The 19,743-nt window shown below is 44.8% G+C and carries 15 protein-coding genes; 10 read left to right on the top strand and 5 right to left on the bottom strand.

What is annotated here, in order from left to right; genetic code table 11:
• The first annotated feature begins 215 nt into the window (after nt 1-215).
• Together narQ and OU793_RS19710 are read left to right on the top strand one after the other, a co-directional pair.
• Nucleotides 216-1,952 carry a nitrate/nitrite two-component system sensor histidine kinase NarQ gene (narQ, locus tag OU793_RS19715; protein ID WP_020838050.1) on the top strand — a complete coding sequence of 579 codons (1,737 nt, stop codon included), beginning with the start codon at nt 216-218 and terminating at the stop codon, nt 1,950-1,952.
• Entirely contained in the window at nt 1,939-2,571 is a 633-nt protein-coding gene (locus tag OU793_RS19710; protein ID WP_005485085.1) for a response regulator, read from the top strand. The genes narQ and OU793_RS19710 overlap by 14 nt, the downstream gene beginning before the upstream one ends.
• A 96-nt stretch (nt 2,572-2,667) precedes the next feature.
• Here the strand turns inward: OU793_RS19710 and OU793_RS19705 are convergent, their stop codons facing one another.
• The gene (locus tag OU793_RS19705) at nt 2,668-2,841 is read right to left on the bottom strand and encodes a hypothetical protein (RefSeq protein ID WP_005463506.1); all 174 of its coding nucleotides are present in this window, start codon (nt 2,839-2,841) and stop codon (nt 2,668-2,670) included.
• A gap of 260 nt (nt 2,842-3,101) precedes the next feature.
• Here OU793_RS19705 and OU793_RS19700 point away from each other — a divergent pair, with 260 nt between their 5' ends.
• Together OU793_RS19700 and pepT are read left to right on the top strand one after the other, a co-directional pair.
• Entirely contained in the window at nt 3,102-3,965 is an 864-nt protein-coding gene (locus OU793_RS19700; protein WP_021484266.1) for a DUF6279 family lipoprotein, read from the top strand.
• A gap of 291 nt (nt 3,966-4,256) precedes the next feature.
• Nucleotides 4,257-5,486: a peptidase T gene (pepT, locus tag OU793_RS19695; RefSeq protein ID WP_159404371.1), complete on the top strand. Its 1,230-nt coding sequence runs from the start codon at nt 4,257-4,259 to the stop codon at nt 5,484-5,486.
• Between the two features lie 96 nt (nt 5,487-5,582).
• On the opposite strand, the gene OU793_RS19690 is transcribed toward pepT, so the two are convergent.
• Nucleotides 5,583-6,047, bottom strand: coding sequence for a dCMP deaminase family protein (locus OU793_RS19690; protein WP_005485131.1), 465 nt, complete (start codon nt 6,045-6,047; stop codon nt 5,583-5,585).
• Between the two features lie 404 nt (nt 6,048-6,451).
• On the opposite strand from OU793_RS19690, the gene vmeY reads away from it, so the two are divergent.
• Complete coding sequence (vmeY, locus tag OU793_RS19685) at nt 6,452-7,579, top strand: multidrug efflux RND transporter periplasmic adaptor subunit VmeY (protein WP_005485167.1); 1,128 nt, start codon at nt 6,452-6,454, stop codon at nt 7,577-7,579.
• Between the two features lie 8 nt (nt 7,580-7,587).
• Nucleotides 7,588-10,740 carry a multidrug efflux RND transporter permease subunit VmeZ gene (gene vmeZ, locus OU793_RS19680; RefSeq protein ID WP_005463515.1) on the top strand — a complete coding sequence of 1,051 codons (3,153 nt, stop codon included), beginning with the start codon at nt 7,588-7,590 and terminating at the stop codon, nt 10,738-10,740.
• Nucleotides 10,741-10,851: 111 nt separating this feature from the next.
• On the opposite strand, the gene OU793_RS19675 is transcribed toward vmeZ, so the two are convergent.
• Nucleotides 10,852-12,621, bottom strand: a complete 1,770-nt coding sequence (locus OU793_RS19675) for a methyl-accepting chemotaxis protein (RefSeq protein ID WP_023585641.1) — start codon at nt 12,619-12,621, stop codon at nt 10,852-10,854.
• A 102-nt stretch (nt 12,622-12,723) separates the two neighbouring features.
• On the bottom strand, nt 12,724-13,137 hold the full coding sequence (arfB, locus tag OU793_RS19670) for an alternative ribosome rescue aminoacyl-tRNA hydrolase ArfB (RefSeq protein WP_005485059.1): 414 nt from the start codon (nt 13,135-13,137) through the stop codon (nt 12,724-12,726).
• Between the two features lie 76 nt (nt 13,138-13,213).
• Here arfB and OU793_RS19665 point away from each other — a divergent pair, with 76 nt between their 5' ends.
• Entirely contained in the window at nt 13,214-13,816 is a 603-nt protein-coding gene (locus tag OU793_RS19665; protein ID WP_021449456.1) for a beta-phosphoglucomutase family hydrolase, read from the top strand.
• A gap of 132 nt (nt 13,817-13,948) precedes the next feature.
• Here the strand turns inward: OU793_RS19665 and OU793_RS19660 are convergent, their stop codons facing one another.
• On the bottom strand, nt 13,949-14,938 hold the full coding sequence (locus OU793_RS19660; RefSeq protein WP_005463527.1) for an OmpA family protein: 990 nt from the start codon (nt 14,936-14,938) through the stop codon (nt 13,949-13,951).
• A 461-nt stretch (nt 14,939-15,399) separates the two neighbouring features.
• On the opposite strand from OU793_RS19660, the gene aroG reads away from it, so the two are divergent.
• From aroG to OU793_RS19645, 3 genes are all read left to right on the top strand, one after another.
• Nucleotides 15,400-16,452 carry a 3-deoxy-7-phosphoheptulonate synthase AroG gene (gene aroG, locus OU793_RS19655; protein WP_140103000.1) on the top strand — a complete coding sequence of 351 codons (1,053 nt, stop codon included), beginning with the start codon at nt 15,400-15,402 and terminating at the stop codon, nt 16,450-16,452.
• A gap of 154 nt (nt 16,453-16,606) precedes the next feature.
• Complete coding sequence (locus OU793_RS19650; protein ID WP_180793835.1) at nt 16,607-17,779, top strand: MFS transporter; 1,173 nt, start codon at nt 16,607-16,609, stop codon at nt 17,777-17,779.
• 218 nt (nt 17,780-17,997) lie between these two features.
• Nucleotides 17,998-19,566 (top strand): PAS domain-containing methyl-accepting chemotaxis protein, encoded by a 1,569-nt coding sequence (locus tag OU793_RS19645; protein ID WP_159404370.1) that lies wholly within the window; start codon nt 17,998-18,000, stop codon nt 19,564-19,566.
• The last annotated feature ends 177 nt before the right edge of the window (nt 19,567-19,743 follow it).

Here is a 19,743-nt window from a genome sequence, read left to right as displayed (position 1 = left end):
GCATAGTCCACAATTTTCATTAATAAACTGTCATTAAAGCTAACGAAATTGTAGTTTTTGACATATTTGTATAAATACCTCTTAGGAGGTAATTGGGATGCAATATTGTTTTGGATCAATAAATTCCATCGCAGGTGATCACATATTGATAAAGTTGAAAGTCAATGGGTTCATTGCGTGTACAAGTTGGACAATTAATAGGCGAGGAACTCTGATTGTTTAAAAATGTGAAAAAGTCAGTAACGCGCACGATTGCGTCCGCGATGCTTCTGATTTTGTTGTTATCAGTAGCAACGACTGGCTTTGCTATTTTTACCCTTGCGTCAAGCCTAAATGACGCAGAAGCCGTCAACGTGGCGGGGTCGATGCGCATGCAAAGTTATCGTTTAGCACACGACATTCAGATTCGATCTGTTGATTATTCTTCACATATTGACGCATTTGAGCACTCTATTTACTCGCCTTCGATGAAAGCACTTCAGCATTGGTCTGTGCCGGAAGACATCACTCACGATTACTATCGCTTAATCATGCGATGGCACGAGTTAAAATCGGTGTTGAGAGGGGAGGACCCAAGCCAATATCAACTCTTGGTCGCGGGCTTTGTTCAGCAGATCGACGACTTTGTGTTTAAGCTGCAAAACTTTTCTGAGCAGAAGCTCATCAACTTAGCTTGGATTGGCGGGTTAGGGTTGGGCGGTATTCTTTGCGCCAGTATGTTTGTTGTCCACTTTATCCGTTTGGAAGTTGTGAGGCCGCTGCGTGCACTAGTATTCGCAAGTGAACGAATTAAAAATCGCTCTTTTGATATCAATTTAGCGGTGTCAAGTGACAACGAAATGGGCATACTCACGCGCACCTTCAATCGGATGGCGACAGACCTCGGTAAGCTCTATCGTGGATTGGAACAGGCGGTAGACGAGAAAACTCGCAAGCTGCAACATGCGAATCAGTCTTTAGAAGTACTTTATGATTCCTCAAAAGAACTCACAGCATCGCGCATTAATCAGGATAATTTCCAGGCGATTTTGAAGCACATTGCGAGCTTAGAAGGCATTAAAGCGGTGAAGCTTGAAATCGAACAGTTGGGAGAGCCTAATTGGATCCTTACGGAAGGGGAAGAGTGCTGCCATGATTGTGATGATGAATGTCATGCAGAACCTTTAACGTTAGATGGCGAACATCTCGGTTCTCTATATTGGAAAGCAGGCTTACCGTGCCCGAACGAGACGCTAATTGACAACTTTGTACAAATTCTCTCGCGAGCGGTGTATTACAATCGCGCACAGCGTCAAGCAGAGCAAATTTTGTTGATGGAAGAGCGCGCGACCATTGCTCGAGAACTTCACGACTCTTTGGCTCAAGCGTTATCCTATTTGAAAATTCAGGTCGCTTTATTAAAGAGAAGCGTGAAAAATCTTCCTGACGAAAAGGCCATCGCTCAAGCCAATCAAGTGATTGCAGAGCTGGATACGGGGCTGTCGGCTGCTTATACCCAGTTACGTGAGCTGTTAACGACATTCCGTCTGACGATCAAAGAAGGCAGTTTTGGCCAAGCGCTGCAAGAGATGGTCGAAACGCTTAATGAGCAAACAACGGCAGAAATTACGTTGAAAAATAGACTTTCATCGACGGAATTAGATGCGCATCAACAAGTCCATTTACTACAGTTGATCAGAGAGGCGGCACTGAATGCGATTAAGCATGCGCAAGCTGACCATATACATATTCAATGTCTTGATTGTGATGGGAAAGTCACAGTAACCGTCTCCGATGACGGGGTAGGCTTTGAACATCAGGACGAAAAAATTAATCATTACGGTATGACGATCATGCAAGAGCGAGCAGCGAGACTGCACGCCGATCTACAGATTGAAGCATCAATAAACAAAGGGTGCACCGTAAAACTCGAATTCCAACACAGTAAGGAAGTAAACTTTGACAGTGTGTAAAGTAATGCTGGTGGATGATCATCCACTGATGCGACGTGGTATCCATCAACTCCTGAGCTTTGAGCCAGAGTTTGAAGTCGTTGCAGAAGCGAGCAATGGCGCAGATGCAGTCGCAAAAGCGCATGAGCTTGAGCTCGATTTGGTACTGCTAGACCTCAACATGAAAGGCATGTCTGGGCTGGATACGTTAAAAGCGCTGCGAGCAGATGGCTGTGAGGCGAGGATTGTTATTCTGACCGTTTCAGACAGCCCTGCGGATATTGAAGCGATTGTACGCAGTGGCGCGGATGGCTATTTGTTAAAAGATACAGAGCCGGATGAGCTTGTTGAGCTACTCAAACAGGCCCATCAGGGTGACAAGGCATACAGTCAAGAGGTTGCCAAGTATTTGAGTGAACGCTCTGATCATGAAGATGTTTTTGATTCGCTAACGGATCGCGAAACGCAAATCCTGCGAGAGGTGGCAAGAGGCTTCCGTAATAAGCAGATTGCCGATCGTTTGTTTATTTCTGAATCGACGGTAAAAGTACACATGAAGAGCCTACTTAAGAAGCTTCAAGTACCTTCTCGTACGGCGGCAACGGTACTTTACTTAGAGCGCTTCGGAGATATCAAATAATCACGCTGTCATCGCTGTGTTGCGACCTTATCTTTTGATTATTAAATAATTTTTAGAAAAGCAGAAATGAAAAAACCGCCATTAAAGGCGGTTTTTTCATTTGTCTGGGCGAATAGAATACAAGTCACTGTTGTGCTTGCCGCACTCCAGATAATACTGATGCGCCACCTTTTTATTTTCGGCGACGACGATCATACTATGCATTTTCCCCTGTTCGAAATATCGAATTTCATATTCTACACTGGTATCAAGTTGCTCAGCGGCTGCCATACTTCGCCTCCATAACCTATCCTAAAATCATCCATGCAAATAATATGCCGTTATAGGGAGTGCTGTTCGGTACAAAAAATGACCGATAATTGCGCTCTAACTCACTTTTTGCGGATAGTTGTGATCAAAAAGTTAATTTCAAACTCTATATACTATGAGGGTGGCAATGAGTAATTGTCACACTGGCGTAAGTTTGCCGCAATATTAAGTGATACAAGTTGAGTATAGAACTTAATCAATAGAAAAGGGAATACGAATAAGTGATTAAATTATCGAGTTTATCCAATAAAGTTCTTCAATACGGATTCGTGTTCTTGTTGGTTATTTTATTGGCCGGATGTACGAAAAAGTTTCTATATAGCAACATCGATTGGTTTGTTATTGAATATTTAGATGACTACGTATCGCTTAACGATGAACAAGAAACGTTGTTAGAAGAGCGACTATTGCTATTAGCAGATTGGCATAAGAAAGAAGAATTACCGTTATATATCGATCACTTAAAAGAGCTTGAGAATATTAATGCAAACAATATTACTCTTGCGTTTTTGCAGCAAAACCGAGAAAAAATGAAAGCGCACTATGACCGTATTGTGTCGAGATCGGCGCCAGATTTGTTCTCTTTGAGCTTACAACTGACGCCAAAGCAACAACAAGAGTTTTTGCAAAACGTGCGAAAGGACTATCAAGAAAGAAACGCAAAATATGCGGATAAAACCGAAGCAGAGATCAGAGAGATTATTTTAGAGAATACTAAGGAGTGGATGGAAGAATGGATTGGGGAATTGAATAGCGATCAAAAACGGTACGCAAAACAAATTTCCCAGCAAACGATTTTGAATAGTCCACTTTGGCGAAATTATCGCGCTTCAATATATCAAGAGTTGGAATACCTTTTTGAAAATCAGTCCAACAGTGTTGTCTATCAACAAGTATTTATGCAGTTATTGTTCGAGCCGGAAAGCTATTATAGCGAGCAACTATCCGAGAATATCGATCACAACCTTGGGTTAGTGGATCAATTGACTTTAAACGTAGCGAAGTCCATGACCGATAAACAGTGGATCCACTTCCACAATAAAGTCAAAGAATGGCGAGTGTTAGCAGAAGAACTCCAAGATTAAACATATTGAAAACAAATGGTTATCGTTATGTATGCCAGGCTGAACCGAGACTTTCTGATGAAAAAATGATTCAAAGCAAATTCTTATTGAACTAAGAGCGTAACATGGAGTGAGGTTTATTACGGGCACTAGGCGGCCTCGCATTTAAATAACATTAGGTAGCTGAACTCATCCAGAGTAATTGGAGTTCATTCGTCAGAGCTACCTATGTTCGGCAAACCTTAGTATTGCCGGTTTGTTTGAGTACGATGCGTAGTCTGGTGTTGATCGCTTAGAACAATGAGAATAAATATGAAGCATTTAGTTGAAAGATTCCTTCGCTACGTCACGTTTGACACCCAATCAAACCCCTATGTTGCCCAATGCCCAAGTTCACCTGGCCAACTCGTTTTTGCAGAGTTGTTGAAACAAGAGATGCTAGATCTTGGTTTGAGCGATGTGACTTTAGATGAACACGGTTACTTGATGGCAAAACTGCCGTCGAATGTTGATTACGATGTTCCACCAATCGGCTTTATCGCCCACATGGATACTGCACCAGATGCGTCTGGTAAGAATGTAAATCCGCAATTTGTTGAAGACTATCAAGGTGGCGATATTGCACTTGGGTTGGGAGACGAAGTGTTGTCTCCGGTTCAGTACCCAGACTTGCACAACCTGCACGGCCACAATTTGATTACCACCGATGGCACAACGTTGCTTGGCGCGGACAACAAAGCGGGCATCGCAGAAATTTTGTCTGCGATCGCGATGTTGATTGAGAATCCAGACATTCCTCATGGTGACATTTGTATCGGTTTTACGCCGGATGAAGAAATCGGTCGTGGTGCGGATTTGTTTGATGTTGAGAAGTTTGGCGCGAAATGGGCATACACTATCGATGGTGGCCCGCAAGGCGAACTTGAATATGAGAACTTCAATGCGGCAAGCGCTGATGTGATTTTCCATGGCGTAAGCGTTCATCCAGGTACGGCTAAAGGCAAAATGGTCAATGCGATGAATTTAGCGGCGCAATTCCAAGTTAAAATGCCAGCAGACCAAACCCCTGAAACCACCGAAGGGTATGAGGGTTTCTTCCATCTGAAATCGGGAGAACTGGGTATCGCCCGCAGTGAACTTGGTTACATCATCCGCGATTTTGACCGTGAAGGGTTAGAAGAGCGTAAGGCGCTGATGCAAAAACTTGTCGATGAAATGAACGCAGGTCTGAAACACGGTTCTGTCGAACTTAAGATTACCGACAGTTACTACAACATGCGCGAAATGGTTGAGCCGCACCCTCACATTATCGAATTAGCGAAACAGGCAATGGAAGCGTGTGATGTTGAACCGTTGATCAAACCGATTCGTGGTGGTACGGATGGCGCGCGGTTATCCTTTATGGGATTGCCTTGCCCTAACATCTTCACCGGTGGTTTCAACTTTCATGGTATCCATGAATTTATCTCTGTAGAGATGATGGAAAAATCTGTCCTTGTGATTGTAAAAATAGCTGAACTTACCGCTAAAAAACACGGTTGATGGAACGTTCACCCACTCAATTCAATTGAATGGGTGACATCGATACAAAAAAGCCCAGACAATTTGTGCGTCTGGGCTTTGTAGTTTTGGGAAGGACTAACGAACGTCTTTATCCTCGAAATTGATGTCGTCTAGCGGTAGCCAATCTACCTCAACACCCGCCTGATCAAACATATCTTGGCTCACTTGGATTTTATCTCCCCAGCGAGATAGAAAGTCTTCAGACTGCTCTGGGCAGTGAACGCGCGAAATGCCTGTTTGAATGATCTTTGCAGCGCAGTTCGGGCACGGGAAGTGCGTTACCCAAATGTCACAACCATCCAAATCGCGTTTTGAAAAGAGAATTGCGTTCTCTTCTGCATGCAGAGTTTTTAAGTATTTCAGTTCACGTTCGTCGGTGTCTACACTGTCCGAAACACCGTGTGGATAACCGTTAAAGCCAACAGAAACAATGCGGTTCTGTTTAGTGATCACCGCACCTACCTGCGTTGAAGGGTCTTTACTCCAAGACGCCACCAGTTCAGCCATTTGGTAAAAACGTTTCGCCCATTTAGAAATCATGCTCATCCTCTCGGTCGAAGGCTTTGAATTATCTGAATGATAACCCATTTTTTTTAAAAAAATAGTCGAAATACGAGCATTACAGTGAAAGCGATTCGTTTTCATGGTTAATCGGGGAGAGTTTGTTCAGCTCTAAGCAACAATTCCGCTTTTATTGATGAGTTTATTGGTCAAAATTGGCAAGCGAATGAGTCATACATCACATTGATGATTAGAGGTTGCTTATATTGTTGGGTGAATGAAGATCTGAAAATGATTTCAAATGCATCAACTTTATTTCGGCTCGTTTCAATTAATTACATTTAGAAACATTTTACGCAATTTATGTAGGAGAATTCGGAATCTACTGTCTGTAAGGTTAGTGTGTTTTCAACAATATCCTGTTCCATAAAGACGGTAAATACATGCAAAAGAAACCACTTGTCGCATTAATGGCGGCTACAGCTATCCTTGCAGGATGCGGAGAAGCGAATAATGCCCAAAGAGAGAGCCAAGCGCCTCTTGTCGTAACTCAGGATGTCACGGTAATCGACTACCAACCGAGTAAATCATATATCGGTCGCATTGAAGCGGTAGAAGATACCAATATCACAGCACAGATTTCAGGCTATTTACAAGCTCGTCATTTTGAAGAAGGACAAATGGTAGAAAAAGGTCAGCTTCTTTATTCTATTGAACCTTCTTCTTTTGAAGCACAAGTGGCAAGTGCGAAAGCAGCGTTAGCACAAGCAAAAGCTTCGCTTAAAAAGGCTGAGCTTGATCACCAACGTGGTAAAAACCTGCTTCCTCGTGGAAGCATCTCCCAATCGGAATTTGATGCGTTGACAGCAACATTGCTAGGCGCGCGTGCAGAACTAGAAGCCGCGAATGCACAGCTTAAACTTGCAGAAGTCAACCTTTCGTACACGCAAATCCGAGCGCCGTTTAGTGGTCGTATTAGCGACACAAAAGTGAGTACTGGTGATCTGGTTTCTCCATCTTCAGGTGTGCTGACGACGCTCGTGAGCCTAGATCCTGTGCACACTTCGTTTAGCGTCAGTGAACGTGAGCGTTTAGCGATGGGCATGGATCGAATTAAAGGCGATGGTTCGGCCGAGTCGAACGGTGTGGAAGTGCAACTAGAGCTAGAAAACGGCCAGTTTTTCGAACACTTAGGTCAGCTTGATTTCTTGGGTAACCGTATTGATACCAAAACAGGCACGATTGCTATGCGTGCGTTGGTGCCAAACCCAGAACACAAACTGCTTCCTGGCCAGCACATCAAAGTCAACTTACGTGATAAGAACACGCGAGATGTCATCGTCGTGCCTCGTCGTGCGGTGCAAACTGACCTAGAAGGTGACTTCGTGATGGTGACAACGGAAGGTAACGTCGCTGAGCGTCGCAATGTAGAACTTGGCCCGCAAGTAGAGCAGGGCATCATCATTCGCGAAGGTCTTGAGAAAGGTGAAGCAGTTATCACACAAGGTCTACAGCGTGTTCGTAATGGCGTAGAAGTGCGTGTTCAAACTCCAACTGAAGACAAACAGTAGGAGGTCACATGTTAAGTCGTTTCTTTATACAAAGACCTAAGTTCGCGCTGGTCATTTCGATCATCCTGACGTTGGCTGGTGCCATTTCGTTAGCGATTTTGCCAGTGGCTGAATATCCGCAAATTAGTCCACCGTCGGTTAGCGTAACGGCGTACTACACTGGTGCCAGTGCCGAAGTGGTTGAACAGGCCATCGCCGATCCGATAGAGACATCGGTGAACGGCGTAGAAAACATGATTTACATGTCTTCGAAAAGTGCTAACGATGGTTCGTACAGCTTAAACGTTACGTTTGATGTTGGTACCGACCCAGATATGGCGCAGGTGAACGTGCAAAACCGAGTGTCACAGATTGAGTCAAAACTGCCTCAGGAAGTGCGCATGGTCGGCGTGACGGTGAAAAAGCGTTCTCCTGACCTATTGATGGTTCTGAACTTCTATTCACCAGACGGCAAGTACGATGACCAATTCTTAATTAACTACATCAACTTGAACGTAAAAGATCAGTTGGCGCGCGCGAAAGGCATTAGTGAAGTAAATGTAATTGGTGGTGGTGAATATGCGATGCGCGTGTGGTTGGACCCAGAAAAAATGGCCAACCTCAAGCTAACGACATCGGATGTATATGCTGCTTTAGCGGAGCAAAACGTTCAGGTTGCTGCTGGCCGTGTTGGTGCCGCGCCGTACAATAACCCGCAAGAAGTGCAGTTCAACCTAGTGACGAAAGGTCGCTTAGAAAGTGTGAGCGAGTTTGAAAACGTTGTTCTTCGTGCTAATCCAAATGGCTCTACGGTTTATCTAAAAGATGTTGCTCGTGTTGAACTGGGTAAGAAGTTCTACGATGGTAACGGTAAGTTCCGTGGGCAAGATGCTTCGATTGTCGCTCTGTCACTTCAGTCTGATGCAAACGCACTAGAAAGTGGTAAAGCAGTAATGGAACTGCTTGAACGCTTGAGCGAAAACTTCCCTGAAGGTATGACTTACGAAACCAGCTACGACACGACTGTGTTCGTCGCTGAGTCGATCAAAGGTGTGGTAAAAACACTTGTCGAAGCGATTCTACTGGTTATTGCCGTAACCTACCTATTCTTGGGCAGTGCGCGAGCAACGTTAATTCCAGTGGTCGCGATTCCAGTTTCGTTGATTGGTACGTTTGCCATCATGCAAGCGACAGGATTCACCATCAACACGGTAACCTTGTTCGGTTTGATTCTCGCGATTGGTATCGTGGTGGATGACGCGATTCTGGTTATCGAAAACGTTGATACCACGATGGCGAAAGATCCAACCATTTCACCTCGTAAAGCAACGTTGCTAGCGATGAAAGAGGTGACTGGGCCAATCATTACCTCAACGTTGGTTCTGTTGGCGGTATTCCTACCTGTCGCGATGCTTCCGGGTATTACTGGCATCATGTATCGTCAGTTCGCATTGACGATCTGTATTTCGGTTGTGATTTCGTCAATCAACGCGCTAACGCTGTCACCGGCTCTTTGTTCATTGGTACTAAAACAAGGTGGTGGCAACACGGCTAACTGGTTCCAAGCATTCAACCGTGGTCTAGAGCGTGTTACTACGCGTTACGGCCAAGTTGCAGGCTTCCTTGTTAAGAAATCTCTGTTATTGGTTACGTTCTTCATCGTTGCGGTTGCAGCGGTGTCTTTCTTCGCGAAGACGACATCAACGGCATTCGTTCCTCAAGAAGATAAAGGTATTTTGCTGGTCAACGTTCAGTTGCCTGATTCTGCTTCTCTGTCTCGTACAGAAGAGGTGACGAGCGACTTGATGAAAATGATCGAGGAAGAACCCGGTGTAGATGGCGTAACGGTTGCAAACGGCTTTTCGTTTATGACTGGTGCTGCGGCGTCAAACGGTGCTTCGCTGTTCATCAAGTTGCATGATTGGGAAACGCGTAACTCGCTAGGAGGTGAACATTCTGCCAACGCGATAGCAGCTCGCATCAATGGTCGAGCAGCGATGGAATTACCTCAAGCTGTCGTGTTTGCGATGGGGCCGCCTGCCGTTCCGGGTATGGGCGCTGCTTCCGGTTTTGAATTTGTACTGGAAGATACGCTAGGTCGTAGTCGCACTGACTTGTCGATGGTGATGGGGGAGATGATTCAGGCAGCAAACCAAGCTCCTGAGATCGCGTACACCTTTAGTACATTCCGCGCGAACGTACCGCATTACTATGTGGATATTGACCGCGAGAAAGCGCAACAACTTGGCATTTCGCTGTCGTCTATCTTCCAAACTTTGCAAGGCAACTTAGGTTCGCTTTACGTGAATGACTTCACCATGTTTGGTAAGAACTTCCGCGTAACCATGCAAGCGGACAGTCAACACCGTAGTGGCATGCAAGATTTGGAACGTTTCCATGTTCGCTCTTCGATGGGGGAAATGGTGCCACTAAGCACGCTAGTCAGCTACGAGCAAGTATTCGAACCTGATGTGGCATGGCGATACAACATGTACCGTAGTGCCATCATTCAAGGCCAACCAGCTCCGGGTTACTCAAGTGGTGATGCAATTGCAGCGATGGAACGCGTTGCTGCTGAAGTTCTACCACAGGGCTATACCTACGAATGGACAGGCATGGCGTACCAAGAAGTGCTTGCCGGTAACCAAGCCATTTACGCATTTGCGTTGGCGTTGATCTTCATTTACTTGTTCATGGTGGCGCAGTACGAAAGTTGGAGTATTCCTCTGGCGATCATTTTGGTGGTACCTGTTGCAACGCTAGGCTCCTTCCTTGCGCTGAACTTAACGGGCACGCCATTAAACTTGTACGCTCAGATTGGTCTCGTTCTCCTTATAGCCTTGGCTGCGAAGAACGCCATTTTGATTGTGGAGTTCGCGAAGCAAGAGCGTGAAGAGAAAGACGTTGCCATCGATGACGCAGCCGTAAAAGGCGGTACGCTACGTTTTCGTGCGGTGAACATGACGTCTTGGTCGTTTATCTTGGGGATTTTCCCGTTGATCTTCGCCGCTGGCGCGGGTCATGTGAGTCAAAACTCGCTCGGGGTGTCTCTGATTGGTGGTCTATTATGTGTGCTTCTTGCAGGTACGTTCTTGATTCCGGGCTTCTATGCTCTGGTACAAAGACAACGTGAGAAGATTCATGGCGGCAATACAAAGCTTGTTCCGCTTGATGATGAATAACTACCGACACGATTTGGGCTGAGCTGATACTGAGCCTAGATAGAAAACAAAAAGCCCGAAGCATTCATTCGCTTCGGGCTTTCTTATTGGATTAACGAATCTACTAGTAGATTACTTTAAGCGAGTTTTAAACTCGGCTACGGCTTCATCCATATCGTGTGCTTGAGCCGATACTGAGTTCACTTCATGCAAACATTCTTGCGCGGAGTGCATGTTGTTTTCAGAGATAACGTTCAGCTCAGTGATTGAGTCGCTAACTTGGTTCATCACAATGCCTTGCTCTTCAATCGCAGAAGCAATGCGCTCTGAGTTGCCTTGAATCGCGTGCATGTCCGTTATGATTTGCTGGAGGCTCGCGTCTAATTGTTCAGATGCACTCAGGGTTTGCTGACCTTGTTCGTTACATTGATCAATATCGGAAACCACCATCGACATCTGCGCTTGGATATCCATCACCACTCGCGTGATCTCTTCCGTGGATTGATGTGTACGGCTCGCAAGAGCGCGAACTTCATCTGCAACCACGGCAAATCCACGTCCTTGCTCACCCGCACGAGCCGCTTCGATAGCCGCGTTAAGTGCAAGTAAGTTCGTTTGTTCAGCAATGTCTTGAATGATGTTCACCGCACCGCCAATTTTATCGACGTGTTGGTTCAATGAGCCAATAGACTGTTGGCTGTTCGAGAGGATACCCGTCAGCTGACCAACATTCGTCACGGTCATTTCTACGACAGAGCGACCTTGTTCGGCGTTAGTCGCAGCTTGGTGAACACCTTCAACCGCAACCGATGTGCTTTCAGAAATTTCACCGATAGTGGCAACCATCTGCTGCACGGCCGTCGCCATAGAGGCGGTGTGATCAGTCTGTGCGTGGAACTGTTCCATAACACCTTCAAGCTCACGATGCATGTTGTCTGTGCTCGCTGTTAACTGCATCGATTTTTCTTGTGTGTTGTGGATCAAACGCTCTAGCTTTTCGAGCAGATCGTTGAGATGGTGGCTGATATCAAACAGTTCATCCTTACCGGCAAGATCAGAGCGTAAGCCCATGTTATTGCTTTCGCTGATGTTCTTAATCGTTGCTAGCAAGCTGCCAACACGAACGTTGATAGAGCGAGAAATTTGCCAAATCAGCGCAAAAATCACTACTAAGATGAACGCCGTAATGGCTTGCTTGATACTTGCCATTTTTTCATCGCGTTGGGTTGCGGCAGAATCAATCGATGATGAGAAAGCTGCAAACTGCTCTTCCACGGCGTGAGATAGCGCGCGAGTTTCGCCCAGTAAACCTTTGTTGTAAGCCACACCAATGACTTGTTTTTGAGCTGCAAGTTGTTTCGCTGACTCTAACAGTTCTGAGACGTATAAGTCAGACAGTTTGCTTGAGTCAAATTCGCCCATTTTCACCGCATTATCAAACTGGATAAGAGAAAGGATTTGCTGATGGTCGGCGCTTTTTTTTGCTTCAAGTAGCAGGTTTTCGTAACGCGCAAGAATGCCACTTTCTTTGTCTAGGCCATACTTTTGAGAAGCGGAAACTAATGCTTGGAAACCTTTTTGATAAGCGAGTAAATCCTGCTTAAAACGCTGACTTGAGGGTAGGTCGTATCGGTTTAGGATTTGAGCGAGCTCTTTCTCGGTGCTTAAAAACTTATCAACATTACTATCAAATTTATCTAAGTATTTGACATTGCTGCGAAGTAAAAAGTCTTTCTCATTACGTCGCAAGTTGAGTAAGCGTATTTCTAAATCACCGACAAGTTTTACTGCGTGGTTGAGTTCATTGCTCTGATTTGCGAAATGAGATGAGGTACCCAAAAGGGTCACAATGCCTAAAATGGCGATAACTCCGAGGAAGTAGAGTTTTTGCCTAATAGTCATATTGTTGTTTCCTGAATAAGTGACTAAAAAAAGAGAAATCCAATCAGATTTCCAAGGGCTAGCAAACGTTGTTCAACTAACATGTCGTGAAAATGACATGCCTTAATACAGCACCTTTTTACGTTGCTGTTTTTTTGCCCCCTGCTTGTTTTTACTGTCAAGTCGGCGGCGTTGTGAAGCGCGGGTTGGTTTTGTTTTAATGCGCTTCTTATCTTGTAAGGCGGCAGCTTTAATCAACTCTTGTAGGCGATTTAGCGCATCCTCTTTGTTTTTTTCTTGTGTGCGAAACTGTTGCGCTTTAATGATCACCACACCATCTTTAGTGATACGGCCATCAGAAAGTGCAAGTAATCGCTCTTTGTAGAATTCCGGTAAACTTGAATGGTGTATATCGAAGCGCAGATGTATGGCAGTCGCTACCTTGTTAACGTTCTGTCCGCCATTTCCTTGAGCTCTAATGGGCGTTAATTGTATTTCCCATTCTTGAAGTGTGACGGAGTTCGAAATTTTGAGCATGATAAGCAAATGCCGATAAGGACGATTGAAAGAGCTGATAAATTAACACTACAGATGTACAAATAGAAGAAAAGACATGAGCACGATTGATTTTAGGCCATACGAAGGATTCATCTTCGATATGGATGGTACCTTGATTGATACCATGCCTGCCCACCTTGCGGCTTGGCAAGCAACGGCTGACCGATTTGATTTTCCCTTTTGTCAGGAGTGGTTACACAGCTTAGGCGGAATGCCGAGTTTTAAAATTGTTGCTGAGTTGAATCGTCATTATGGGTTATCTCTAGATCCTCAAACGGTTTCAAAATTCAAAATGGAGACGTTTGCCGCGATGGAATTGCAGGGCGAGGTCATCCAGTGCACTGGCATTGTTCTTGACGAATATTTAGGCCAAAAGAAAATTGCGGTCGGAACGGGAAGTCAGCGAGAAAGTGCGATGCGTCTGCTCAGTCATGCAGGGTTGATCGACAAGCTTGATGCTGTTGTGACGGCTAGCGATGTTGAAAATCACAAACCTTGTCCGGATACTTTTCTATTAGCCGCAGATAGATTAGGGATTGACGCGCAAAACTGTCTGGTTTTTGAAGACACAGAATTGGGTAAACGTGCGGCTCATTCTGCTGGGATGGACTGTGTCATGGTCGAAGGAAATAATCTCGTTTTTTATCCGAAGAGATAAGTGCTCACTATCGATGGACGATGCTTGAATCTTCATTTCTTGATTTTATTTCCATCATAAAAGTCCCAAAATACTGAAAGTGAAAAGGGGTGCAAGCGCACCCCTTTTGATGAGAATGTGTGAACATTCAGATTATGGTTGAACCATCTCTTGGTATTCGAACGAAGGAACCACAACTTCTACGCGACGGTTTTTCTCACGACCTTCACGAGTGCTGTTGTCAGCGACTGGATTCTCTTCACCCATACCTTTCACTGTCAGGCGATCAGCATCGATACCAGCGCCAGTGATGTAATCTGCCACAGCTTGAGCACGACGCTCAGACAGTTTTTGGTTGTAAGCCGCAGGACCTGAGCTATCAGTGTAACCTGTGATTTCAACTTGAGCTTGTGGGTATTCGTTTAGGAATGAAACAAAGTTGTCCAGACGTTCAGAAACAGACTCAGTAAGTTTCGCACTGTCGAACTCAAACGTGCCTGTACCGTACTCTTCTTTGTGAACTTTGCTCATTAGTACTGGTTCTGGATCTGGCTCAACTACTTCTTCTGTTACAACAGCAGCAACCACTGGCGCAGCCGCGAATTTGTAGTTAACGCCGATACCGAAGAAGTTTGCGTCCATATCGTCCCAAACGTCATCCGACATATCTTGGTAACGTTGGTACTCAGCGCGAACACTCCAGTTTCTATCAATCGAATATTCAGCACCTAGTGAGCCTGTTGCAACGAAATCTTTTTCGTCTTCAGACATCATGTACGCACCACCGATCTTAGCGAATAAGTTCCAAGAATCGTTTAGATGCCAGTTGAATTTAGGCGCAAGTGTTAAAGCCGTTAAATTGCCGTCGATCGTATCAACTGTACTAGCTCCTGACTTAAAGTTCGCTTTGTAGTCGCCTAAGAAATCGACACCGTACTCTAGACCGATGAAATCGGTAAAGTCATAACCGATATGTAGTCCGGCACCAAAAGCTTCATCATCACAAGGGCTATTTAGATAGCAAGCATCGTCAAGTGTAGTCATGCCCACTTTGCCCCCGATATACATTTCAGCTTGAGCAGAGTTTAAAAGCGCGCTACTACCAGCTACCACTGCTGCTACTGCAATTGCTACTTTGTTCATAATGTTTCCTTGTATTGATTGCATATTAACTTCTACTTTGTTTTATCAAAAATTTAGAAAAAACCAGCGTTTATAAGAAATTAGTTCAATATTCTAATGATTTCACATCAAGCAACAATATCTTTGAACTTGATCAACATTTATTACCCAATAACACCTCACAAACTTCTGATATTTCTTACATTGTAGTAAAGATTTTTAGTGTCATAAGAAAATTGATGATTATTTTGAACTTTTTCGTGTAAACATTATTTTACGATGTGCGAGATAGTTAACGGTTGTAATTTGTTTGCATTTATTTGCAAAAAGTGATTGCAAGTCTATGGGGAAGCCGATAAGTTAATTGGAACGATAGACAGATAATCACCGGAGCCCTTGTTGCTGCTCGCTTTGTGAACAATGTTGCAATGAGTACAGTTGGCAAAAATTGGGTCGGAAATAACAACCAGGAAGTAGAAGTAATGTTTCAAACTGATGATGTAAGAATTAATAGAGTAAAAGAGTTATTGCCCCCTGTTGCAGTTCTAGAGAAGTTCCCAGCGACCGAAACCGCTTCTTCGACCACTTTTGATTGCCGTAATGCCATTCACAATATTCTTGAAGGAAAAGATGATCGTTTACTTGTGATCGTTGGTCCTTGCTCTATCCATGACCCTGCAGCTGCAGTTGAATACGGCAAAAAGCTGAAAGTGTTGCGTGATGAACTTGGTGAGCAACTGGAAGTTGTGATGCGAGTTTACTTTGAAAAACCACGCACGACAGTAGGCTGGAAAGGTTTGATCAACGACCCATACCTGAACGACACATTTAAGCTAAATGACGGTCTGCGTATTGGACGTAAGCTGCTTTTGGATCTCACTGACATGGGCCTACCGACAGCGAGTGAATTCCTAGACATGATCACGCCTCAATACGTGGCGGATTTGATCAGCTGGGGCGCGATTGGTGCACGCACGACGGAATCACAAGTTCACCGCGAACTTGCTTCTGGTCTTTCTTGCCCGGTTGGTTTCAAAAACGGTACTGACGGTAACATTAAAATCGCGAGTGATGCTATTCGTTCTGCAAGCGCTTCTCACCATTTCCTATCGGTAACGAAGTACGGTCATTCAGCGATTGTTGAAACCGCAGGTAACCCAGATTGCCACATCATTTTACGTGGTGGTAAAGAACCAAACTACAGTGCAGCGCACGTTGCTCAAATCAAAGACGAGTTGGACGCGGCAGGTCTACCGAAGAAAGTGATGATCGATTTTAGCCATGCGAACAGCTCTAAGCAGTTCAAACGTCAAATGCTTGTGTCTGATGATGTATCAGAGCAAATCTCTGGTGGTGAAGATGCAATCTTTGGCGTGATGATCGAGTCTCATTTGGTTGAAGGCCGCCAAGATTTAGTGGATGGTAAAGCGGCAACTTACGGTCAGTCGATTACTGATGCATGTATCGGCTGGGACGATACGGAAACGGTACTTCGTCAGCTCTCTGAAGCAGTAAAAGCGCGCCGTAGTAAATAAGCTCAGCAGCAAGAACATTTTTAACAAGCGAGTACTTAAAGAGCCAGAGGCACTATGTCTCTGGCTCTTTTTATTGAGAATTAGTCGCATCTCTTCCTATTACGCGGTCTTTCCTATATGTTGTTTGAAGGAATTTTAACCAAAGGAAATGGATTTGAATCGTAACGTATGGTTGTTATCGTTGTGCCAAGCACTCTTGATGACAGGAAACATTCTCTTGATCTCGGTGATCGCGCTCATTGGCAAAACACTTGCCCCGTCACCGAGCTTTATTACTTTGCCTGTCGCACTGCAGTTTCTCGGTTTAATGGCGGCAACGATACCTGCATCATTGATTATGGGGAAACTCGGTCGTCGTTTGGGCTTTAGCCTAGGTAACCTCATCGGCATCGTGGGCGCAAGTTTGGCGGCGTACGCGTTAAGCCAACAAACCTTTTATCTATTCTGTTTTTCTACGTTTTTGCTCGGTGTCGGAATCGGCTTTGGCACGCTCTATCGTTTTGCTGCAATAGAAGTGTGTGAAGAATCGGCAAGACACAGAGCAATTTCAATATCTATGGCGGGAGGGGTATTAGCGGCTATTCTCGGTCCGAATTTAGCGGTGTATTCGCAACAATGGTCAGACGATGGTTTATATACGAGTGCTTTTTCTGTCCTGATTGTTCTCTACATCACCGCGCTTGTATTGCTTCAAACGATTCGGTTCCCGCCAGCGCATACTCAGCTATCGCATGTTAAAGCCGATACTATTAGTGACATCATAAGACGCCCGAACTTTATGATTGCTGTGTTAGCGGCAATGGTGGCTTATGCGGTGATGAATATTCTAATGACAGCGACGCCTTTGGCGATGATTGGTTGTGGTTTCGATTTCGACAAAGCCGCAGGTGTGATTGAGTGGCACGTGCTCGGCATGTTCGCTCCAGCCTTTATTACTGGTCGATTAATTGAGCAGTTCGGCGCAAAGAAAATGATCCTAGCGGGTGGCGTGCTGTTCATTGCTTGTATAGGGATTAACATTCATGGTGTGTCCATTTGGCACTTTAGCCTTGCCTTAGTTTTGTTGGGCGTAGGTTGGAACTTCATGTTTATCGCTGCAACGGGGCTGTTTAGCCAAAGTTACGAAGCGAAAAACCGCAGCAAAGCGCAGGCGTTTAATGAGTTCTTCGTGTTCAGCTGTGTCACCATTACTGCCTTACTTTCCGGCTGGCTTGAATCGACAGTTGGTTGGCAAAACCTGAACTTGTACGTTCTTCCGGTCGTATTGCTCGTGATTGTGATCTTTGCGATGAAAACGGATAACAAAACAGAATCCCAAATAGCCTGACTTTCAACCTGTCACAGAAAAACTCAGCATATGAACGCTGAGTTTTTTGTTTATTAGCTCAAATTTTGACTGGTAACGCACAAATTTCTGCCAGTGATGATAATTCCCACACTAAAAATGTCGTATTGATAATACTTTTTATCTAACATTTTGTAATAAAAACAATAATCCTGTATACATCTCGCCGAAAACTAATAAAAATTATAGAAGTATCGTCTATGTCAGCCAATTTTTCTCAGAAAGCTCAAGAAACCCTTGTCGGAGAACTTGAAGAACTCGTTTCGACCACTAACTTAAAAGGTGTTATTACTTATTGTAATGACGCGTTTTGTCGCGTTGCAGAATACACGCACGAGGAGTTAGCCGGTCAGAATCATAATATCGTCCGTCATAGTGACATGCCTAAAGCCGCTTTTGGTGATATGTGGGCACGCCTTAAAGAAGGCAAAGCGTGGCGAGGTATGGTTAAAAACAGCACCAAATCTGGCGGTTATTACTGGGTAGATGCCTACGTAACGCCTATCTATGAAAAAAAACAAGTTGTCGGTTATCAATCTGTGCGCGTTAAGCCTAAGCGTGAATGGGTGGATATTGCTGCAAAAGCTTACAAGGGGATGCTAGCCGCCGAGAAAGCGGGTAGAACCTGGTCGTTAAAAATTAACGAAACGGTTCGCTATGCGATTCTACTGGGTGCATTAACTGCACCTGCCGCAGCGTACGCACTATCTGTTGAAGGTCCGCTTGCTTGGCTTGCAAGTGCATTACCAGCGAGCGTCTTAGCGTTATTGTTCCGCCAAGAGTTGATTGATACGCCTCAACAGCTCAAAAAGCTGCAAAAGCAGTATGACAGCGTGAGCCGTTTGATCTATTCAGGCAATAGCGCATTTTCGATTGCTGATTTCCATATCAAAATGTTGTCTGCAAGGATTCGAACCGTATTGGGAAGAATGACCGATTCGGCGCTGCCACTGCAAAATTGCGCTGAAGAACTAAGTCAAACAACTGCTGAGGTTTCAGCCGCGTTGAACCAACAAAACAGTGATATTCGACGCGTGCGAGATGCGACGCAAGAAGTGGAATCTTCAGCGAATTCGGTATCTTCAAGCACCAACGATGCGCATATGCTGATTGATGACACCTTGAAGTCATGCATGATGGCCAAAGAGACGATCGATCAAACGCATACCAACCTAGCTCAATTGAGTCTTCAAGCTGAAAAAGCAACGGAAACGACGTATCAACTGAGCGATCAGGCACAGAAAGTGAATCATTTGATGGTTGAAATCGGTGGTATTGCAGAGCAGACCAACTTGCTGGCGCTGAATGCGGCGATCGAAGCCGCGAGGGCTGGTGAGCAAGGTCGTGGTTTTGCTGTTGTTGCTGATGAAGTTCGCGCACTGTCTGGACGTACGTCGAATGCGACGGAGCAAATTCAAGCGTCTATCTCTGCCATGCTTTCGACGATAGAAGGTTGGCAGAAAGATATTTTGGCAAACAAAGAGCAAACCGATGCCTGTTCTCAAGTTGCTGAGCAAAGCGCGCTGCGTTTGTCTGAAGTTGAACAGATGATGCAAAGCATGAGTGGCTTGATGGTTGATGTGGCAGAAGCGGCGAACAACCAGTTAAAGCTATCTAGTGATGTAAACCAGCACATTCATTCTATTGCGTCGACCGCAGAGCAAAACTTAGCAGCAACGCATTCTGTTGAGCAAAACAGCCGTCAGTTGAAAGAACAAGTACAAGATTTCTATCAGCTTGCGATTCGATTTGAAGATAAGCAGTCGTAAAGCTGCCTTTTAGCGACGCCAAATATCTCAAACAAATTCGAGATAAAATAAAGCCCCGCCATTTCTGGCGGGGCTTTTCAGTTTTCAAATTCGCAATAGAGAAAACTGATTATCTTTTAACGCGATTACGCTAGTAGTTCTTTTGCTGTGTTCACTACGTTTTCTACAGTGAAACCA

The organism is Vibrio sp. VP6, assembly GCF_028823755.1.
GTDB classification, from domain to species: Bacteria; Pseudomonadota; Gammaproteobacteria; order Enterobacterales; family Vibrionaceae; genus Vibrio; species Vibrio parahaemolyticus.
This window is presented reverse-complemented; position numbering and strand designations above follow the sequence as displayed.

What these genes read in the sequence shown, in the direction of transcription:
- vmeZ (WP_005463515.1), top strand. Translation starts at nt 7,588, where the DNA reads ATGTTAAGTCGTTTCTTTATACAAAGACCTAAGTTCGCGCTGGTCATT.
- OU793_RS19675 (WP_023585641.1), bottom strand. Translation starts at nt 12,621, where the DNA reads ATGACTATTAGGCAAAAACTCTACTTCCTCGGAGTTATCGCCATTTTA.
- OU793_RS19660 (WP_005463527.1), bottom strand. Translation starts at nt 14,938, where the DNA reads ATGAACAAAGTAGCAATTGCAGTAGCAGCAGTGGTAGCTGGTAGTAGC.
- vmeY (WP_005485167.1), top strand. Translation starts at nt 6,452, where the DNA reads ATGCAAAAGAAACCACTTGTCGCATTAATGGCGGCTACAGCTATCCTT.
- aroG (WP_140103000.1), top strand. Translation starts at nt 15,400, where the DNA reads ATGTTTCAAACTGATGATGTAAGAATTAATAGAGTAAAAGAGTTATTG.
- OU793_RS19645 (WP_159404370.1), top strand. Translation starts at nt 17,998, where the DNA reads ATGTCAGCCAATTTTTCTCAGAAAGCTCAAGAAACCCTTGTCGGAGAA.
- OU793_RS19690 (WP_005485131.1), bottom strand. Translation starts at nt 6,047, where the DNA reads ATGATTTCTAAATGGGCGAAACGTTTTTACCAAATGGCTGAACTGGTG.
- arfB (WP_005485059.1), bottom strand. Translation starts at nt 13,137, where the DNA reads ATGCTCAAAATTTCGAACTCCGTCACACTTCAAGAATGGGAAATACAA.
- OU793_RS19705 (WP_005463506.1), bottom strand. Translation starts at nt 2,841, where the DNA reads ATGGCAGCCGCTGAGCAACTTGATACCAGTGTAGAATATGAAATTCGA.
- pepT (WP_159404371.1), top strand. Translation starts at nt 4,257, where the DNA reads ATGAAGCATTTAGTTGAAAGATTCCTTCGCTACGTCACGTTTGACACC.
- OU793_RS19665 (WP_021449456.1), top strand. Translation starts at nt 13,214, where the DNA reads ATGAGCACGATTGATTTTAGGCCATACGAAGGATTCATCTTCGATATG.